This is a genomic window from Streptomyces sp. NPDC004542, assembly GCF_040610035.1.
In the GTDB taxonomy this organism is placed as follows: domain Bacteria; phylum Actinomycetota; class Actinomycetes; order Streptomycetales; family Streptomycetaceae; genus Streptomyces.
Map to the genome: position 1 here is coordinate 132,552 of NZ_JBEXLP010000007.1, position 16,258 is coordinate 148,809.

The 16,258-nt window shown below is 71.8% G+C and carries 14 protein-coding genes and 2 pseudogenes; 4 read left to right on the top strand and 12 right to left on the bottom strand.

Annotation, left to right across the window (positions count from 1 at the left end; translation table 11 throughout):
* Positions 1 to 130 precede the first annotated feature (130 nt).
* The 4 genes and pseudogenes from ABZX30_RS06915 to ABZX30_RS06930 form a co-directional block, all read right to left on the bottom strand.
* Positions 131 to 376 (bottom strand): annotated as a pseudogene (locus ABZX30_RS06915) (hypothetical protein); the annotation flags it as partial.
* A 7-nt stretch (positions 377 to 383) separates the two neighbouring features.
* Positions 384 to 1,280, bottom strand: a complete 897-nt coding sequence (locus ABZX30_RS06920; protein WP_355929772.1) for a hypothetical protein — start codon at positions 1,278 to 1,280, stop codon at positions 384 to 386.
* A 14-nt stretch (positions 1,281 to 1,294) separates the two neighbouring features.
* Positions 1,295 to 2,194 (bottom strand): helix-turn-helix domain-containing protein, encoded by a 900-nt coding sequence (locus ABZX30_RS06925; protein WP_355929774.1) that lies wholly within the window; start codon positions 2,192 to 2,194, stop codon positions 1,295 to 1,297.
* Positions 2,195 to 2,499: 305 nt separating this feature from the next.
* Positions 2,500 to 2,931: an ATP-binding protein gene (locus ABZX30_RS06930; protein ID WP_355929775.1), complete on the bottom strand. Its 432-nt coding sequence runs from the start codon at positions 2,929 to 2,931 to the stop codon at positions 2,500 to 2,502.
* Between the two features lie 154 nt (positions 2,932 to 3,085).
* Here ABZX30_RS06930 and ABZX30_RS06935 point away from each other — a divergent pair, with 154 nt between their 5' ends.
* Both ABZX30_RS06935 and ABZX30_RS06940 read left to right on the top strand, forming a co-directional pair.
* Entirely contained in the window at positions 3,086 to 3,961 is an 876-nt protein-coding gene (locus ABZX30_RS06935) for a helix-turn-helix transcriptional regulator (protein ID WP_355929777.1), read from the top strand.
* Positions 3,958 to 4,167, top strand: a complete 210-nt coding sequence (locus tag ABZX30_RS06940; RefSeq protein WP_355929779.1) for a DUF397 domain-containing protein — start codon at positions 3,958 to 3,960, stop codon at positions 4,165 to 4,167. The genes ABZX30_RS06935 and ABZX30_RS06940 overlap by 4 nt, the downstream gene beginning before the upstream one ends.
* A 97-nt stretch (positions 4,168 to 4,264) precedes the next feature.
* Here ABZX30_RS06940 and ABZX30_RS06945 read toward each other — a convergent pair whose 3' ends face one another.
* The 8 genes and pseudogenes from ABZX30_RS06945 to ABZX30_RS06980 form a co-directional block, all read right to left on the bottom strand.
* Positions 4,265 to 4,624 carry a hypothetical protein gene (locus ABZX30_RS06945; RefSeq protein ID WP_355929782.1) on the bottom strand — a complete coding sequence of 120 codons (360 nt, stop codon included), beginning with the start codon at positions 4,622 to 4,624 and terminating at the stop codon, positions 4,265 to 4,267.
* A gap of 80 nt (positions 4,625 to 4,704) precedes the next feature.
* Positions 4,705 to 5,622: a hypothetical protein gene (locus ABZX30_RS06950; RefSeq protein ID WP_355929785.1), complete on the bottom strand. Its 918-nt coding sequence runs from the start codon at positions 5,620 to 5,622 to the stop codon at positions 4,705 to 4,707.
* 357 nt (positions 5,623 to 5,979) lie between these two features.
* Positions 5,980 to 7,689, bottom strand: a complete 1,710-nt coding sequence (metG, locus tag ABZX30_RS06955; protein ID WP_355929786.1) for a methionine--tRNA ligase — start codon at positions 7,687 to 7,689, stop codon at positions 5,980 to 5,982.
* A 188-nt stretch (positions 7,690 to 7,877) separates the two neighbouring features.
* Positions 7,878 to 9,692, bottom strand: a complete 1,815-nt coding sequence (locus ABZX30_RS06960) for a VWA domain-containing protein (protein WP_355929788.1) — start codon at positions 9,690 to 9,692, stop codon at positions 7,878 to 7,880.
* A gap of 91 nt (positions 9,693 to 9,783) precedes the next feature.
* A complete protein-coding gene (locus ABZX30_RS06965; RefSeq protein WP_355929791.1) occupies positions 9,784 to 11,742 on the bottom strand; it encodes an FUSC family protein in 1,959 nt (652 codons plus the stop codon).
* A 56-nt stretch (positions 11,743 to 11,798) separates the two neighbouring features.
* Positions 11,799 to 12,167, bottom strand: a pseudogene (locus tag ABZX30_RS06970) (alpha/beta hydrolase); the annotation flags it as partial.
* 158 nt (positions 12,168 to 12,325) lie between these two features.
* Complete coding sequence (locus tag ABZX30_RS06975) at positions 12,326 to 13,258, bottom strand: hypothetical protein (protein WP_355929793.1); 933 nt, start codon at positions 13,256 to 13,258, stop codon at positions 12,326 to 12,328.
* Between the two features lie 85 nt (positions 13,259 to 13,343).
* Positions 13,344 to 13,790, bottom strand: a complete 447-nt coding sequence (locus ABZX30_RS06980; RefSeq protein ID WP_355929796.1) for a hypothetical protein — start codon at positions 13,788 to 13,790, stop codon at positions 13,344 to 13,346.
* A gap of 154 nt (positions 13,791 to 13,944) precedes the next feature.
* Here ABZX30_RS06980 and ABZX30_RS06985 point away from each other — a divergent pair, with 154 nt between their 5' ends.
* Complete coding sequence (locus ABZX30_RS06985) at positions 13,945 to 15,102, top strand: PP2C family protein-serine/threonine phosphatase (RefSeq protein WP_355929798.1); 1,158 nt, start codon at positions 13,945 to 13,947, stop codon at positions 15,100 to 15,102.
* Positions 15,103 to 15,176: 74 nt separating this feature from the next.
* Positions 15,177 to 16,241 (top strand): hypothetical protein, encoded by a 1,065-nt coding sequence (locus ABZX30_RS06990; RefSeq protein ID WP_355929801.1) that lies wholly within the window; start codon positions 15,177 to 15,179, stop codon positions 16,239 to 16,241.
* Positions 16,242 to 16,258: the final 17 nt, after the last annotated feature.

Here is a 16,258-nt window from a genome sequence, read left to right on the forward strand (position 1 = left end):
CCCTGGAGAGTCTTCCCCAGTCGCGGCAACCTTCCCGCACCGGCGGCCACGGGTTCGTAAGCCGTACCTTGCACGTCGGGCGCCAGAGGCCGTGGGACACCGACCGGTGTGACCGGCCGGTGTCTCGTGACTACCGGCCTTCGAAGATCGCTTCGGCTGTCGGGGCAGTGACGGCGCGCCGGTGCCAGTGGCGCAGGGTCTCGGGGTCGCCGCAGCCGGTGATGCGTTCCCGGACCGCTTCGGGGACGTCGATGCCGCGCACTTCCAGGACGTCCAGGATGTCCTCGGCGGCCCGGCGGGCCTCGCCCTCGGCTCGGCCTTCGTCGCGGATTTCCTCGGAGAGGGGGGACTTGTAGAAGGAGAGGTCCACGGCTACGTATTCGCTACTCATCGTCGAAGATCGCTTCGGCTGTCGAGACGGTGACGGCGCGCCGGTGCCAGTGGCGCAGGGTCTCGGGGTCGCCGCAGCCGGTGATGCGTTCCCGGACCGCTTCGGGGACGTCGATGCCGCGCACTTCCAGGACGTCCAGGATGTCCTCGGCTCGGCCTTCGGCCCGACCTTCGGCCCGACCTTCGGCTCGGCCTTCGTCGCGGATTTCCTCGGAGAGGGGGGACTTGTAGAAGGAGAGGTCCACGGCCACCAGTTTCCTCCACAGTTGTGCGGCTGGGTTCTTGCCCAGGCCTTGTGCGATGACTTCGATGATCGGGTTGGCGACGTTCTGCGGGGTGTCCCGCAGAACGGTCGTCATTGACTTGAGTATGGCCCCCGCGTCCGGATGCTTGGCATGGGTGATCGCGGCCAGCGTGGCGAGGACGAGGTCCTTGCGGACTTCTGCCGGGTCGGTGATGACCGGCATGTTGTGCGGTCCCGCGACCAGGGGCCGCAGGGTCAGCACGGGCCACTGGCGAGGGCCGAAGCGGACCTCGCGCGCGGCCCATTCCGCGGTGGCGCGGTCCTGGCAGACGACCAGCAGCATCGGCTGCAGCCGGTACTTCGTGAGCAGGTACGAGGCGTAGTACGCCCAGCTCGCGGGCTTGTCCGGATCCTTCCCGCCCTGGGACTCGACCGCCAGGAGCAGCGGCTCGTCGTCCTCCGTCTCCAGCCGTACGAGGGTGTCCACGCGGCGTTCGACGGGGCTGGTCTCGGTGAGGTCGTTGGGCAGGACGGTGAACGAGGTGGGCCGGGGGAAGTCGAGGCCGAGTACCTCGGCCACTCCGGAGAAGAGGTCCGGGTACTGCTGGAAGATGCGGTGCATCGCCTCGTGGGGTGAGCTGACCATTCGGTTCCTTGGTTTCAGTGGTGCGTGGGGGTCCGGCAGTCACCGCATTTGCGTGGATCGGGGCCCCGGTAGCCGCGGTCGCAGGTGTCGCAGTTGCGCATGGGGTGACGGACGGGCGGGGGTGGTTCGGGGGCGCGGAACGGTGGCAGGGGCGGGAGCCGAGCGGTGAGGCGGTGGGCCAGGAAGGCGGCCGGGCGGCGCAGGGGCTCCATCGGCAGGTCGCTGGTCAGGGCGTGGCGTACGGCCGTGGGGGTGAGGTCCCGTTCCAGCCAGGCGACGACACCGGGGGCGAGGTGTTCGGCGTCGGTGGCGGAGAGGAGCAGGCGGGGGTCTGCGCGGCGCAGGCCGGCGAGGACTTCGGTGGCCGTCTGGAGGAGGGCGGGGGAGGTGTACGCGGGCTTCGGTACGGCGGGGAGGGCGCGGGGGCGTGCGGGTTTCCGCTGCGGGGCGGTGGCCGTGGGACGGGCGGGGGGCCTGGTCGGGGGCTGCGTCGGGAGCTTGGCTGTGGGTGGTACGGACGCGTTCCGGTCGCGGTACCGGTCCGGCTGGTTGCAGGAGACCGTACGGGTGACGATGCGGCCCTTCTCCGTGCGTTCGCGGGTACGGCGCAGGTAGCCGTGGTCCTCCAGCTCGTTCAGGGCGGCGGCGATCCGGGTGGGCCCCTCCTTGAAGCGGGCGGTGAGGGACTTGATGTCGACGGGGGAGCCGGTGGGCAGCGACTGGATGTGGCAGGCCAGTCCGATCGCCAGGAGCGACAGGTCCGGGTGCTGGGTGAGGTGGTTGCCGATCACCGTGAAGCGCGTGGTGTGGCGGGCGTTGTCGTGGATGACGCCGCCGGAGTGCGCGTGCGGGTGGTTTTTCCCGCTGATACGGGACCGGACGCGCGGGCGCGCGCTAATGTTTTGGGTATCCATCGGGAAGGTTCTGCTTCCTTGGTGGTCAGGCCCTCGCAATGGGATGCCAGTCCCGGCGAGGGCCGTCGTGTGTCTGGGGTCGTGCTGTGTCGTGTTGCGCTGAGCGTAGGGCAGACGCCCCGTCAGGAATCCAGCTGAGCCGGTGATGTTCACCCACCCGAGTGAGCGCTGTGCCGAGCGTGTGCCATGGGCGGGAGGGGTGGGGCTTGGTGCGGTTTCTTTCCCTCTCGTGGTCCTTGGTTAAGACCGCCGACGGCACCGGAGCACACGGGGTCGTGCTCCGGTGCGTGTGCCGTTTCCGCAGGTCAGGTACGTGACAGGTCGAGTTCCGCCCATACGGTCTTGCGGGGGACCGGTCCGAGCTTCACGCCCCAGCGGTCGGCGAGGGCGTCGACGAGGAGCAGGCCGCGGCCTGACTCGCCGTCGGGGGTGGGTGCGTAGCGGCGCGGGAGGTCGTCACCCCGGGTGTCCGTGACCTCGATGCGGAGGGTCACGTGGCGGGCCAGCAGGGCGAGGCGGAAGTCGCGTCCGGGGAGCCGGCCGTGGGTGGCGGCGTTGGCGGCGAGTTCGGCTACGAGGTGTTCGGCGGCTTCGGTTACGCGGTGGGGCAGGTCACGCGTGCGCATCCAGTCCGTGGCGAGCAGCCGGGCGAGGCGGGCGCCGCGCGGGGTGGGTGACAGGAGCACGCTGAAGTGGTCGGTGGGCGAGAGGAGTTGGGTGGACTTTTCGCTGTTCACGTGACCGAGCGTGGTGGTGTGCGCTTACCGTGAACAGTGACAGCGCTGATACGTAGGGTGACTGTCCGAGGCTTGTCGGCTGTTGTCCGAACCGTCGGAAAGGGGCCTACGGGTACAGGCGCTACGGCACGGCGGTACGACAGAGGGGTGCGGTATGTCGGTGGACGGCGAGGCGGTGCGGCTCCGGACCGAGGCGGACGAGCCGGGGTGGGAGGTGGACCCGGACGACGAGTGGGGCGTGGCCGTTCTCGCCACGGTGGGAAGGCAGTTGAGGCTGCGACGGGAGTCCGTGGGGATGCGGGTCGCCGACTTCGCGGTGGCGGTCGGGTACGGGGAAGACCTGGTCTACAAGGTCGAGGGCGGGAAGCGGATTCCCCGGCAGGAGTACCTGGACAAGGCCGACGAGGTGTTGGGGGCGGGTGGGCTGATTGCGGCGGCTTGGGAGGATGTGAAGAAGGTCCGGTATCCGAAGACGGTTCGGGAGCTGGCCCAGGTTGAGGCGCGGGCTGTGGAGATCGGGCTGTACGTGTGCCACAGCATCAGCGGCCTCTTGCAGACATCGGAGCACGCCAGGGCGGCGTTCGAGTCGCGTCAGCCTCCCTACTCCGAGGACGAGGTGGAGCGAATGGTGGCTGCTCGAGTGGCCAGGCAGTCTGTCTTCAGCAAGCAGCCGGCTCCCGTCCTCAGCTTCGTCCTGGAGGAGGCGCCGCTGCGCCGCCCTCTCGGGGGCACAATGGTCTGGCGACGGCAGCTCGAACATCTGCTGGAGGTGGGCCAGTTGCGAAATGTCACCCTCCAGGTGATGCCGACGCACTGCGAGGTCCATCCGGGCCTGGATGGCAGGATCGAGCTGCTGAAGTTCGAGGACGGCACAGCGATGGGGCGCGCCGATGGTGCCTTCAACGGGCGTCCGACCTCTGATCCGAGGCAGCTACGCATCCTGGAACTGCGCTATGGAACCATCCGGGCGCAGGCTCTCCCGCCACGGGAGTCACTGGCCTTCATCGAGCAACTGCTGGGAGACACATGATCCGCAAAGCCTCCGCCGGGGAAGCCTCCGAACTGGCGTGGTTCAAGAGCAGCTACAGCGATGGCAATGAAGGTGATTCCTGCGTCGAGCTTGCTCTCACCCCCGGCACGGTGCACATCCGCGACTCCAAGAACGTCGAAGGCCCCCGCCTGGCACTCACACCCCGGGCCTGGGCGGACTTCGTGCCCTACGCCGTGGAAGGCTGACGCCCCAACAGCGCGCCCCGAGTCTGGATGTCACCAGCAGCGGGGCACACTGTCGTAGCGTTTGGCCAGGGCCCGTGAGGCAACTGGTGGTGGCGGTTCAGGGAGAGGTCGGCTGGGCGTGGCCCGGCTGCGTGGTGAACAGTTCTTCGGCGTTCCTGACAGCGAAGGCCAAGTCCATCCAGCGGGCGAGGACCGCCAGGTCGGTGCAGGCGGTGATGCGTTCCCAGGTGTTGGCGGTGACCTCGATGCCTCGCCTCTGCAGGGTCCGCAGGACTGCCGTGGCCCGCCCCTCCGCGAAGCCGGCCCTCCACGCCATCCTGTACTCATCGGTCCAGTCACCCGCCAAGGCGCGCAGCAAGGTGACGTCGTCGAGGGACAGAGAATCGCGCCGGCTGATTTCGTTCAGATGTGCGTTCTGGTCGGCGATCGCCTCCTCGGGAGGCACCCCGATGACCATGCAGAAGGCGGTGGTCAGGTGGCGACTCCTCACCTTCTCTTGGAGCTCGGGGCTCATTTGGTCGACCAGCAGCCGCCGATTCATGTGAGGGGCCCGTCGGACGTGGCCTCGGAGACCTCCGGCTCTTCTGCGAACAACTCGTCGACGCTCTCCACGTGGGGCGTCCGGTCCAGCCAGCGGTTGAGGAGGTCGAGGTCGGTGCAGTCGGCGATGCGGTCCCGGGCCTCCTCGGGGACGGAGACGCCCCGTGCTTCGAGGAAGCGAAGGATGGCCTTGGCCTCGCCCTTGGCCTCGCCCTCCAGGTACGTCTGCTCGAAGAGGGTTCCCCGGCCGGGGAAGTAGGTGGCGATCATTTTCTGAAGCCCTTTCCATGTCTCCCTGGCCGGAGTGTCCTCCAGGCCGATTTCCACGAACTCACACCAGTATTTCGCTGTGGCCTTGTCGAAGAACCGGATTCCGTCGGCCAGCATGTTCAGTATGGCGGGGTGGTTCTCGCTCTCGCAGTGCACGATGGCGGAGATCGTCGCCAGCGCCGGATTCTCGGTGACCATCGACACGTCGGTGATCTCCGGAACGTTGTGGGGACCCAGGACGAACGGGCGCGTCACCTGGGTGGCCCAGGGGCCGACGCGGCTTTCGAACGGCCCTGCCGCCCACTTCGCGGTCCGCTTGCTGTGGCAGACCGCGACCAGCAGCACCGGGAGTCCGAACTTCGCATGCAGGTGGGCGACGTAGTACGCCCAGCTGATTCCTTTGCCCGGGACCGGTTCGGTCTGTTTCTCGACGGCGACCATGAACCGGTCGCCGTCGGACGGCTCGACCTTCAGGACGGTGTCCACACGGCGTTCCAGGGGACGGATTTCCGTGGCGTCCGGGGACATCGCCTCGATGATCGATTTCGCCGGAGGCGGCAGGCCCAGTGCCTTGAAGACGGGGGCGAGGACCTCGGGATGCTCCTGGAAGATGCGGTGTGAGGCCTCGTGTGTCGATGTGACCATGGGAGCAATCTCGACGATCACGAGGTGCGCTGTCGGGCCCGGTTGTGTCTGCCTTGTAGGCGGGGACCAGGCTGGGGACGTGGGTCCGGGGTGAGGGGGATGGCGGGCTCGGCGGTGGCCGTCCTCGGCCTCGACGTCCTGTCGCAGGGCGTCGGCCTGGGCGGCCACCGGCTCAGGCTCGGTGTCGCCCCGGGCCTCGGCTACGGGCTCCGGCTCGAAGGTGCGCCGGGCCCGGGTGTCCTCGCGCGGACTGCGAGGGGAGGACATGGGCCACCCGCACATCATGCGACCTGCGGCTTCGTGTGCCTCCTCTGGCCCATGTCTTCCCATTGCCCCGCCGGCCCGCGTACCGGGAGGTCAGCCCTCGGTGCCGCCGAACCGCTCCTTGTACGCCGCCAGGTCCTCGTCCGTCAGCTTGGCGAACAGGACCGGGGGCACGGTGAAGGGGGTGCCGGCCGGTACGGAGGAGAGCGACTTCGCCTCCTCCGGAGTGACCCAGGTCGCGGTGTCGTCGGCCAGGGAGAACGCCTCGCGCATCACCTTGGACGTCGCCGGGATGAAGGGCTCGGAGACCACCGCGTACAGGTGGATCAGGTTCATCGCCGTGCGCAGGGTGAGGGCAGCGCCTTCCCGGTCGGTCTTGATCTCCAGCCAGGGGGCCTTCTCCTCCAGGTAGGAGTTGCCGGCCGACCACAGGGCGCGCAGGGCGGCGGAGGCCTTGCGGAACTGCAGGGCCTCCATGTGCTCCTCGTAATCGGCGAGGAGACGGGCGATCTCCTCGCCGAGCTTGCGCTCCGCCTCACCCGGCTCGGCGCCCGCGGGCACCTCCTCGCCGAAGCGCTTGCGGGAGAAGGAGAGCACCCGGTTGACGAAGTTGCCGAGGGTGTCGGCGAGGTCCTTGTTGACCGTGGCGGTGAAGTGTTCCCAGGTGAAGGACGAGTCGTCCGACTCGGGGGCGTTGGCCATCAGGAAGTAGCGCCAGTAGTCGGCGGGCAGGATCTCCAGAGCGTGGTCGGTGAAGACACCGCGCTTTTGGGAGGTGGAGAACTTACCGCCGTAGTACGTCAGCCAGTTGAAGGCCTTGACGTAGTCGACCTTCTTCCACGGCTCGCGGACGCCCAGCTCGGTCGCCGGGAACATCACCGTGTGGAAGGGGACGTTGTCCTTCGCCATGAACTCCGTGTAACGGACCTCCGCGTCGACGTCGTACCACCACGACTTCCAGTCGCCGCCGGTGGCGGCGGCCCACTCCTTCGTCGCGCCGATGTACTCGATCGGGGCGTCGAACCAGACGTAGAAGACCTTGCCCTCGGCCGCCAGCTCGGGCCAGGTGTCGGCCGGGACCGGGATGCCCCAGTCCAGGTCCCGGGTGATCGCGCGGTCGTGCAGGCCCTCGGTCAGCCACTTGCGGGCGATGGACGCCGCCAACTGCGGCCATTCCTCCTCGTGGGCCGCGACCCACTCCTCCACCTCGTGCTGCAGCCTCGACTGCAGGAGGAAAAGGTGCTTGGTCTCGCGGACCTCCAGGTCCGTGGAGCCGGAGATCGCCGAACGCGGGTTGATCAGGTCCGTCGGGTCCAGGACGCGGGTGCAGTTCTCGCACTGGTCGCCGCGGGCCTTGTCGTAGCCGCAGTGCGGGCAGGTGCCCTCGACGTAGCGATCCGGGAGGAAGCGACCGTCGGCGGGCGAGTAGACCTGGCGGATCGCGCGTTCTTCGATGAAGCCGTTCTCGTTCAGCTTGCGGGCGAAGTGCTGCGTGATCTCCACGTTCTCCGGGGAGGAGCTGCGGCCGAAGTGGTCGAAGGCCAGGGCGAAGCCGTCGTAGACCGCCTTCTGGGCGTCGTGCGCCTGGGCACAGAACTCGTCGACCGGCAGGCCCTGCTCCTTGGCGGCCAGCTCGGCGGGGGTGCCGTGCTCGTCGGTGGCGCAGATGTACAGGACGTCGTGGCCGCGCTGGCGGAGGTACCGGGAGTACACGTCCGCCGGGAGCATGGACCCCACCATGTTGCCCAGGTGCTTGATCCCGTTGATGTACGGAAGGGCGCTGGTGATGAGGTGTCGAGCCATCGCGGGCTGCTCCAGGGTCGGTACGTGGGGTGACGGGCGGTCGTTCTTCGAGCCGTCCCACTCGTCTGCGAACCTTGAAATCGTAGCCGACACGACCACGCCGCCCGCTTCCCGTTTTACGGAGTGGAAGCGGACGGCGATCGAGGTGGTGACCCGATGCGGAGCGGGAACGGAGGGTGCGCAGGTCGTTACGGGCGCCAGTTCGCCAGTACGCCCTCGTAGAGCTCCGTGTCCGTGAGCTCGCGCGGGGTCGGGCCCGCGTGGAAGAAGGACGCGTTGTCGGTCTTCAGCTTGCGGAGGTAGTCGAACGCCTTGTTGTCGTGCTCGCCGAAGGCGACGAAGGAGAAGAACACGCCGGGGTGGGTCTTCGCGGCCTCGGTGAGGGACTGGGTGGCGGGGGTCTTCGCATCCGGGGCGCCGTCCGTCTGGAAGACCACCAGGGCGGGGGCGGTGGGGTCGGCGGTCTTGTCGTGCAGGGCGAGTACGGCTTCGACGGCGGCGTGGTAGCTGGTGCGGCCCATGCGCCCGAGCCCTGCGTGCAGATCGTCGATCTTGTTCTCGTGCTCGGTGAGGGTGAGCTCGCCGGTGCCGTCCACTTCCGTGGAGAAGAAGACGACCGGGAGCGTGGCCTCGGGGTCGACGTGCGCGGCGAGGGCGAGGGTCTGCTCGGCGAGGGCCTGGGCGGAGCCGTCCTTGTAGTACGGGCGCATGCTCGCGGAGCGGTCGAGGACGAGGTAGAGCTTCGCTCGGGTGCCGGCGCTCTTGCCGAGGGCCGCGGTGGCCGCGTGGTAGGCGGTGAGCAGGCCGGGGGCGTGGGTCTCCACGTGGGTGAGGGGGGTGGCGGGCTCGGCGGCCGGCTGGGGGGTGGCCTCGGCTTCGCCTTCGGCCGGTTCGTTCCCACCCGCACCACCCGTGCTGCTTTCGTCGTCGGGTGCGGGTGGCCCCTGTGGGGCGTCCTCGCCGTCGGCGGCCGTCGGCTCGTCCGTCTGCGGTGCCTCTGCCTGCGGCGCGGGCTCCGGTTCCGTGATCGGCTCCGGGGTCGCCTCGCCCACGGGCTCGGTCTCCGCCTCGGGCTCCGCGACGGCCTCGGCCTCGGCCTCGGGCTCCGCGATGGCCTCCGGCTCGGGCTGGACTGCGGCTTCGGGCTGGGCCGCGGCTTCGGGCTCGGGCTCGGGAGTGGCTTCGGCGGTCGGCTCCGCCTCGGGAGTGGCTTCGGCAGTGGGCTCCGCCTCAGCCTCGGGCTCGGGGGCGGTCTCCGGCTCCGGCTCCGCGACGGCCTCGGGTTCCGGGGCGGTTTCGGTGGTCGGCTCCGCCTCGGGCTCGGGGGCGGTGTCCGTGTCGGACTCCGCGACGGCCTCGACCTCCGGCTTGGGCTCCGCTTCCGGGGTGGGCTCGGGCTCCGCCTCTGCCTCCGGCTTGGGCTCCGGCTCCGGGGTCACCTCGGCCGCAGGCTCGGGCTCCGCCTCGGCCACGGGCTCGGTTTCCGCAGCGGTCCCCGCCTCGGGCTCGGTCGCCGTGGCAGCCTCGGTCTCCGCCTCGGGCTCGGTTTCCGCAGCGGTCTCAGCCTCGGGCTGGGCCTCGGCCGCGGGCTCGGTCTCCGCAGGGGTCTCCGTCTCGGGCTTCGGCTCCGTGGCGGGTTCGGGCTCGGGGGTCGGTGTCGGCAGTGGTTCCAGTTCGATCTTGATCGCGGGTTGGCCCTCGACCTCGACCTCTACCTCGGCCGCCGGTTCGGCCGCGGGTTCGGCCGCGTCAGCGGGCTGTGCGGGGCGGGGTACCGCCACTTTGTCGAAGGCCGCCGCGACCAGGTCGTGCTCCCGGTCCTCCTCCTCGTGGGAGGCCCGGCGGGGCTCCGGGACCTGCGGCGTGGCCGTGGGCTGGGGTTCCGGGGAGGAGGACGGGACGGTCGGTTCCGGCGAAGGCGTGCTGTCCGCACCCTCTGCTTCGGCGGCACGCCCCTTGCGTGACCGGCCGAACGCGTTCCGCAGGAGAGTGAGAATGCCCATGTGCGCAACCCTTCACTGAGGTAAGCCCGTCAATCCCTGGCCAGGACGGACACGTAAGGTTAGCGGCACTCGCCGGGGATCTTGGGCGGGGTCAGCGCGGGGAGGCGATGGCCCTGGCCGCCGCGACTTCCTGGCGCAGGGGTTCGAGGACGCTGCCGGCCGGGCCGGTGAGATCGGTGCGGACGGCGATCAGGGACTCGGCGTGCCGGACGCCGTCCGAGAGTTCCCTCAACTGCAGGGCCACCTGGGCGACTTCGGCCGAGGACGGCGGGGCCGCACCGTGGCCCACACGGACCCGGGCCGCCGTCGTGGCGTCGACGATGCGTTCCACGGCGACGACCAGCGGCCACCAGGCCGCGGCCCGGCGGCCGGTGGGCGGGGGTTCGGTCAGGGCGCGCTGGAACTCCGTACGGATGACGGAGAGATCACGGTAGAGGCGGCGGCGCATGCGGGCCCGGGAGGCCGGATCCGCCGTCGTCTCCGGGGCTTCGCCGAACGCCCTCTCCACGTAGCGGGCCGTGTCCGCGACCGCGTTGGCCAGCCGGTCGCCCACGCGCGTGTGCCAGCTCTCCGGCCACAGGAGGTAGCCGGCGGTCAGGGCGATCGCGCAGCCGAGCAGGGAGTCCACCAGGCGAGGCAGGAGCAGGGCCGTGCCCTGGTGGTTGAGGAGGTCCGAGAGGAGCAGGATCACCGGGGTGATCGCCGCCGTCTGGTAGCCGTAGCCCCGGGGGGTGAGCGCCGGGATCAGGGCGGCCAGGAGCAGCATGACCAGTACGTCCCACCAGCCCCTGGGCACCACCGCCAGTACCGCCGCCGCGACGACCAGGCCGGCCACCGTGCCGAGCGCGCGCAGCAGCGCCCGGGAGAAGACCGAGCCGAAGTCCGGCTTGAGGACGAAGGTGATGGTCAGGGCGACCCAGTAGGAGCGGGGCACCGGGATGATCGAGACCAGGGCCTGGGCGATGCCGATGCACAGGGCGAGGCGCAGGCCGTAGCGCCAGGAGCCCGCGGAGAGGACGACGTTGCGGGCGGCGCGGGCGGTGCGGATGCCGAGGGCGGCCGGGCGGCCGAGGCGGTCGTCGATGCCGCGCGGGTCGACGTCGGGGGAGGTGACGACCTCGGCCGCGTGACGCAGGGCGTGGTCGACGGCCCGGGCCGTCTCGGTGGTGGGGACGGACAGGGCGGACAGCCCTATCGGGCCGGTGTAGCCGGTTTCGACCGCCTGGGCCAGGTGGCGGACCGTTTCCGGGACCTCGGGCGGCAGTGGCCTGCCCGCCTGGTGGGCGGCGGGTGCCGCCTCCACGACCGGGGTGATGGCGTTCAACTGGGCGAGCAGGCGGGTCAGTTCGCGGCTGCGGCCGTGGTGACGGGCGCGGCGGCCGAGGATCAGGTCGTACGACTGGTTCAGGGACTGGGTGACGGTGCGGCGGGCGGCGTCGTACGCCTTCGTGTCGGCGGTGGCGGACACCGTCAGCAGTTCCGCCACGGTCCGGTAGGTGTCCGCCACCGCCGTCCGCTCGGGCACCCCGGACCGCAGCGGCCATGCCAGCAGGGCGAGCAGCAGGACGAGCAGGCCGCCGCCGGTCATCAGGGCGGGGGCCAGCCACCAGGGGCCGGGCAGGGGCAGGCCCGCTCCGATCACGGAGTCCAGGAGCAGCAGCAGGCCGGACACGGAGGCCACCGCGCCGATGGTCGAGATCATCCCGGAGAGCAGCGCGACGACGGTGACCGCGGCGACCGCGAGCCAGCCCCGGCCGTACACCAGCGCCCCCAGGGTCACGCCCACCGCGCCGAAGAGCTGGGGGACCGCGATGTTGAGGATCCGCATGCGGTAGGCGTCGGCGGTGTCGCCGATGACGCCGGACAGGGCTCCCATGGAGGCGAGGGCGCCGTAGGCGACGTGTCCGGTCGCGAGTCCGACGGCCAGGGGTGTCGCCATGGCGACGGCGGCGCGGGCCACGGCGGGCCGGTTGACGGGTGCCTGCTGGGGCTGGAGGTTCCGGACCAGCCAGTCTGGAGGGGTGAGGCCGATCGGGAACTCGCGTGCCATGCGCCCATTATGGCCGGGCCCGCCCGGCCGCCTCGATGGTCGTTCCCGCTGGTGGAGGGTCTCTCCGCCGCCGGGAAGGTGTCGGCGAGGACCAGGCCCCGTATCCGCTCGGGGAACTGCCGGTAGCAGTCCCTGACGATCTGCCCGCCCATGGACAGCCCGGCGAGCACGAAGGACGCCACCCGCAGGTCGTCCAGCAGCTCGGCGACGTCCTGCGCGGACCGGGCGAGCGGGGTGGTGCCGGGGACGACGGGGGAGGCGCCGTAGCCGCGCAGGTCGGGGGCGATCACTCGGCGGGAGGCGGAGAAGGCCTCGAGCTGCGGGGCCCACATGGTGCGGTCGAAGGGGTGGCCGTGGACGGGGACGAGGGGGAGCCCGTGCGGAACTTCGGGACCTTCGTCCGCGTACGCGAGGAAGGAGGTCATGCCGGCGACCCTAGCGACGGGCCAGCCGAGCAGGGGGAGTTGTGGCCGGCCTCCGGTATCCCGCCGCCGCGACGGCCGCCGGACGGCCGTCGCGGCGGAAGACCGCTGTCCCGCCGGACGGCCGCCGCGGCGGAAGACCGCTGTCCCGCCGGGTGCCGTCAGACCCGGGCTCGTGTCGGTGCCGGAGGCGGGGGCGGTGTGGGCGCCGCGGACTCCGGCGGGGGTGGCGGCTGGGGTGAGGTCCTCGAAAGGCGCAGGCGGCGGGTGAGCCGGGCGGCCAGGGCCACCGTCAGACCGCAGACGAGCAGCAGCCAGGCGACCGTGCGCAGGGTTTCGGTGAGGGCGTCGTAGACGGCGCCCGCCGCCGGCGGGGAGACGTCGTCGGGCAGGTCGGCGAGGGTGAGGCGGCGGCCGACGGTGAGGGCGAGGGCGAGCAGGGCGCCGCCCAGGGCGGTGCCGAGGGCGGCGGCGGTGACCGCGCGGCGGCGGTGGACGGCGAGGACGATCCCGGCGGCGGCGAAGACGACGGCCGCGACGGGCAGCCAGAAACCGGCGACTTCGAGCACGTGGAACCCCTTTCGGAGCCGGCCCAGCTCCCGGGCCGGGAGGACGGGCACCGCGGTGTGCGCGACCGGGATGTGGGCGGCCAGCGGCACGTGGTCGTGGGTGAGCTGCCGTTTGACCTGTGCGGTGACGGGGGCGAGATCGACGGTGACCGGCCGGTCGGGCACGGCGCGGTCGTCGCGCAGCGCCCGCAGCACGGCGTCGTGGGCGGCCCGGTTGCCGGCGTCCCAGGCCAGGCGGAAGGCGCGGGTCCGGGTGAAGGAGCGCACCGCGTCGCGGACGAAGGGGCGTACGGTGCCGCGCAGCGCTCCGCCCACGCCGGCCTCGCGCAGGATGCTGTCCGCCGCCGTGTCCGCGATGGCGTCCCGTACGTCCGGGTCGCCGGCGAGCGGCGCCACGGCGGTGACGTACCGGCCCGTGTCGGCGAGTCCGTACGCCACCCAGCTCCCCAGCGCGCCGACGGGGACGAGCAGGCACGACAGGGTGATCAGGACGGCCGAGAGGGCACTCCTCGCACGGGGGGACACCCTCCCAGGACACGGCCGGAAACCGGGACGCGCGAGCCGGACGGGTGCGTTCGAGGGACCCCGTGCGGCCGGGGTCCCGCCCGGGTCACCTGATCCGGTGCCCGGCGGCGTCCTCGTGGGTGTAATAGCGGTAGAACACCGCCATGAACACGGGCGCGGCGACCGCCAGGGCCAGGACCGTGGACGCCAGGACGGTGTGGCCGCGGCCGCTCAGGCTGAACAGGAAACCGGTCGCGCTGCCCCACAGGGCCGCCCAGAGGAAGGCGTGCACCTCGCGCCGCACGTGCGGGCCGACGGCCTGCACGCCCAGGTACAGGACGAAGAACACGATCGCGGTCACGAAGCCGAACAGGACGTTCCAGCCGGTGATGGGGCCGCCGTAGCGGGTGTTGGCGGCGGCCCAGTACCCGTACACCAGGGCGAGCGCCAGGGGGACCGCCCACCTGGCCGTCGCGTGGGTCCGCGCGCCGAAGACGTCGGGCGGGCCGCCGTACCGGGCCACTTCGCGTGACGTGGGTGCCGCATGAGCCATGAGAGCTCTCCTCTCTCTCCCCTCGCCCCTGCCTTACAGGGCACACCCCCGGGGAGTGCCCTGGCAAGTCGGCGGGGAGCCCGGGTCCCCCGGATGCGGCCCGGCCGCTCCCGTGCTTCGCTGAGGACATGAAGGGCGGTCCGCACTGATCACCGTGGGCGACCGCGAGGACCTGCGCCGACGGCAGCTCCTGGAGATCCGTGGGCGGAGCGTCGGCTGGGTGGTGCCGCTGCTGCTGCTCGTCGGCATCATGCTGATCGACGTCAACTCCCCCACGTACTTCCGGATCAGCTCCTGGATCATCCTGGTGCCCGGGATCGCCGCCGCGCTGTGCGGGCTGTGGACCACAGCTGTGTTCGGTGTTCTCGCGGCCGTCGGCTACGCGCTCGTGGACAGCCGCTGGTTCCACCAGTACAACGTGGGCTGGCCCGACTTCGTCCTCGTCGCCCTCGGCGGCATCCTCGCCACGCTGGCCTGCGCGCTCCGGCTGCGCGGCGAGCGGCACATGCTGCACATGCAGGACATCGCCGAGACCACCCGCCGCACCGTGCTGCGCCCGCTGCCCCCGGGCTGGGGCGGCCTGGAGCACGCCGCCGCCTACCTGGCCGCCGACACCGTCGCCCGCGTCGGCGGCGACTTCTACGACATCCAGATCGGCCCGCACGGCACCCGTGTCCTCCTCGGTGACGTGCAGGGCAAGGGGCTGGGCGCGGTGGAGGCGGCGGCCGCGCTGCTCGGCACGTTCCGGGAGGTCGGCTACCACGAGTCCGATCTGGCGACCGTCGCCGCCCGCCTCGAGGTGCGCATGGGCCGGCACCGCTACCTCACCACCGCCCTGGGCCGTGACGACGGCGACCGGTTCGCCACCGCCGTGCTGATCGGCTTCCCCGTGGTGGACGACGGCACGGTCGAGGTCGTCGGCTTCGGCCACGAACCCGCGCTCGCGGTCGGCCCGGGCGGCGTACGCCCCCTGCCGGCCCGTGACCGGCTCCCGCTGGGCCTCGGTGGACTGATGCCCGCCGCGGGCCCGCCGCTCGCCGCCCGGGTGCCCTTCGGCCCCGGCGAGACCCTGCTGCTCACCACGGACGGCGTGACCGAGGCCCGCGACGGCCACGGCGTCTTCTACGACCTCGTCGGCGAGGTCGCCCGCGCCACCGCCGCCGACCCGGACGCCGCCCGGCCCCGCAGACTGGTCCGCCTGGTCCGCGAGGGTGTGCTGCGGCACAGCGGCGGCCGCCTGGCGGACGACACCACGATCTTCGCGGTACGGCGCGTCGAGGGGACCTGGCCGGGCGGACGTTTCACGGCCTGACACCCACCTTCGCGGCCGCAGCGGTTACGGTGCTGCTCTGACCGATCAACGCGCCGGCCGATCAAGGGGGGACGATGCCCGGAACCGTGCTGCTGCTCGCGGCCTCGCCGATGGGCAAGGGGCGCCTGGTGGACGCGGCCTCCGTGCTCCCCGTGCTGGCGGCCGTCGCCCCTGCCGTGCTGTCCGGCACCGACACCGCGAACGTGGTCGAACTCGCCGACCCGCTCGACCCGCAGGCCGTGCTCACCCGGCTGCGCGCCGCCGCGGCCGCCCCCGGTCCGCTGACCGTCTTCGTCACCGGGCAGCTCCAGCTCGACCGCCGCCAGCGCCTGCCCCACCTGGCGCTGGCCCGCACCACCCCGGCGACCGTCCGCTACACGGCCCTGCCCTGGCACTGGGTCCGCGAGGAGCTGCGGCTGCGCCCCTCCGGCGCGACCACCCTGGTCGTCGACCTGCACGCGGACGCCGAGACCTGGGAGCACCTGCACGGCACCCCGCTGGACTCCGGCCGGAACAACGCCGTCTTCGGCCGGATCGCGCCGCCGCCGTCCCGCCGCCAGGTGGCCTCGCCGTCCTACATGAAGGCGGTGGCGACCCTGCTGCGCAGCGGTTCGCGTCCCCCGCTGGAGCGGTTGCACGAGCAGGCGCTGGCCCGGATCGCCGACGAGGGCGCCCACCGGGACCTGGTGCTGGCCTCCTCCGGGCGGCACGGGGCCGCCGACCCGCATGCCGAGATCAGTGCCGCCGTCCGGGCCGGGCGGCACGCCGATGCCGACGCGCTCGCCGCGCGCCACGAGGAGGCCGCCGTGCGCGCGTACGGGCCGGCTTCCGAGGACGCGCTGCACTGGGCGGAGGTGCGCGCGGACCTCGCGATGTTCGCGGGCGACCCGGCGCGCAGCTGCCGTACCTGGCTGACCGTGGCCTCGGCCCGGCTGGCCGCCGGGCAGCCGCCCGAGGCGCCCGCGGTGGAGGCGGCCGTGGACCGCGCCCACCACCAGTGGGGGCGCATCGACGACACGGCGCGGGCCCGTGAACTCGGGCCCGCGCTCGCGGAGTTGCGGCTCAGGGTGCCGGGGCGCACACAGGGCGCGCTGGACCATGTCCAGCAGCACCTGCGGCAGCTCCAGACCCAGGGCTGAGCCTCGGCTGGTTGAGC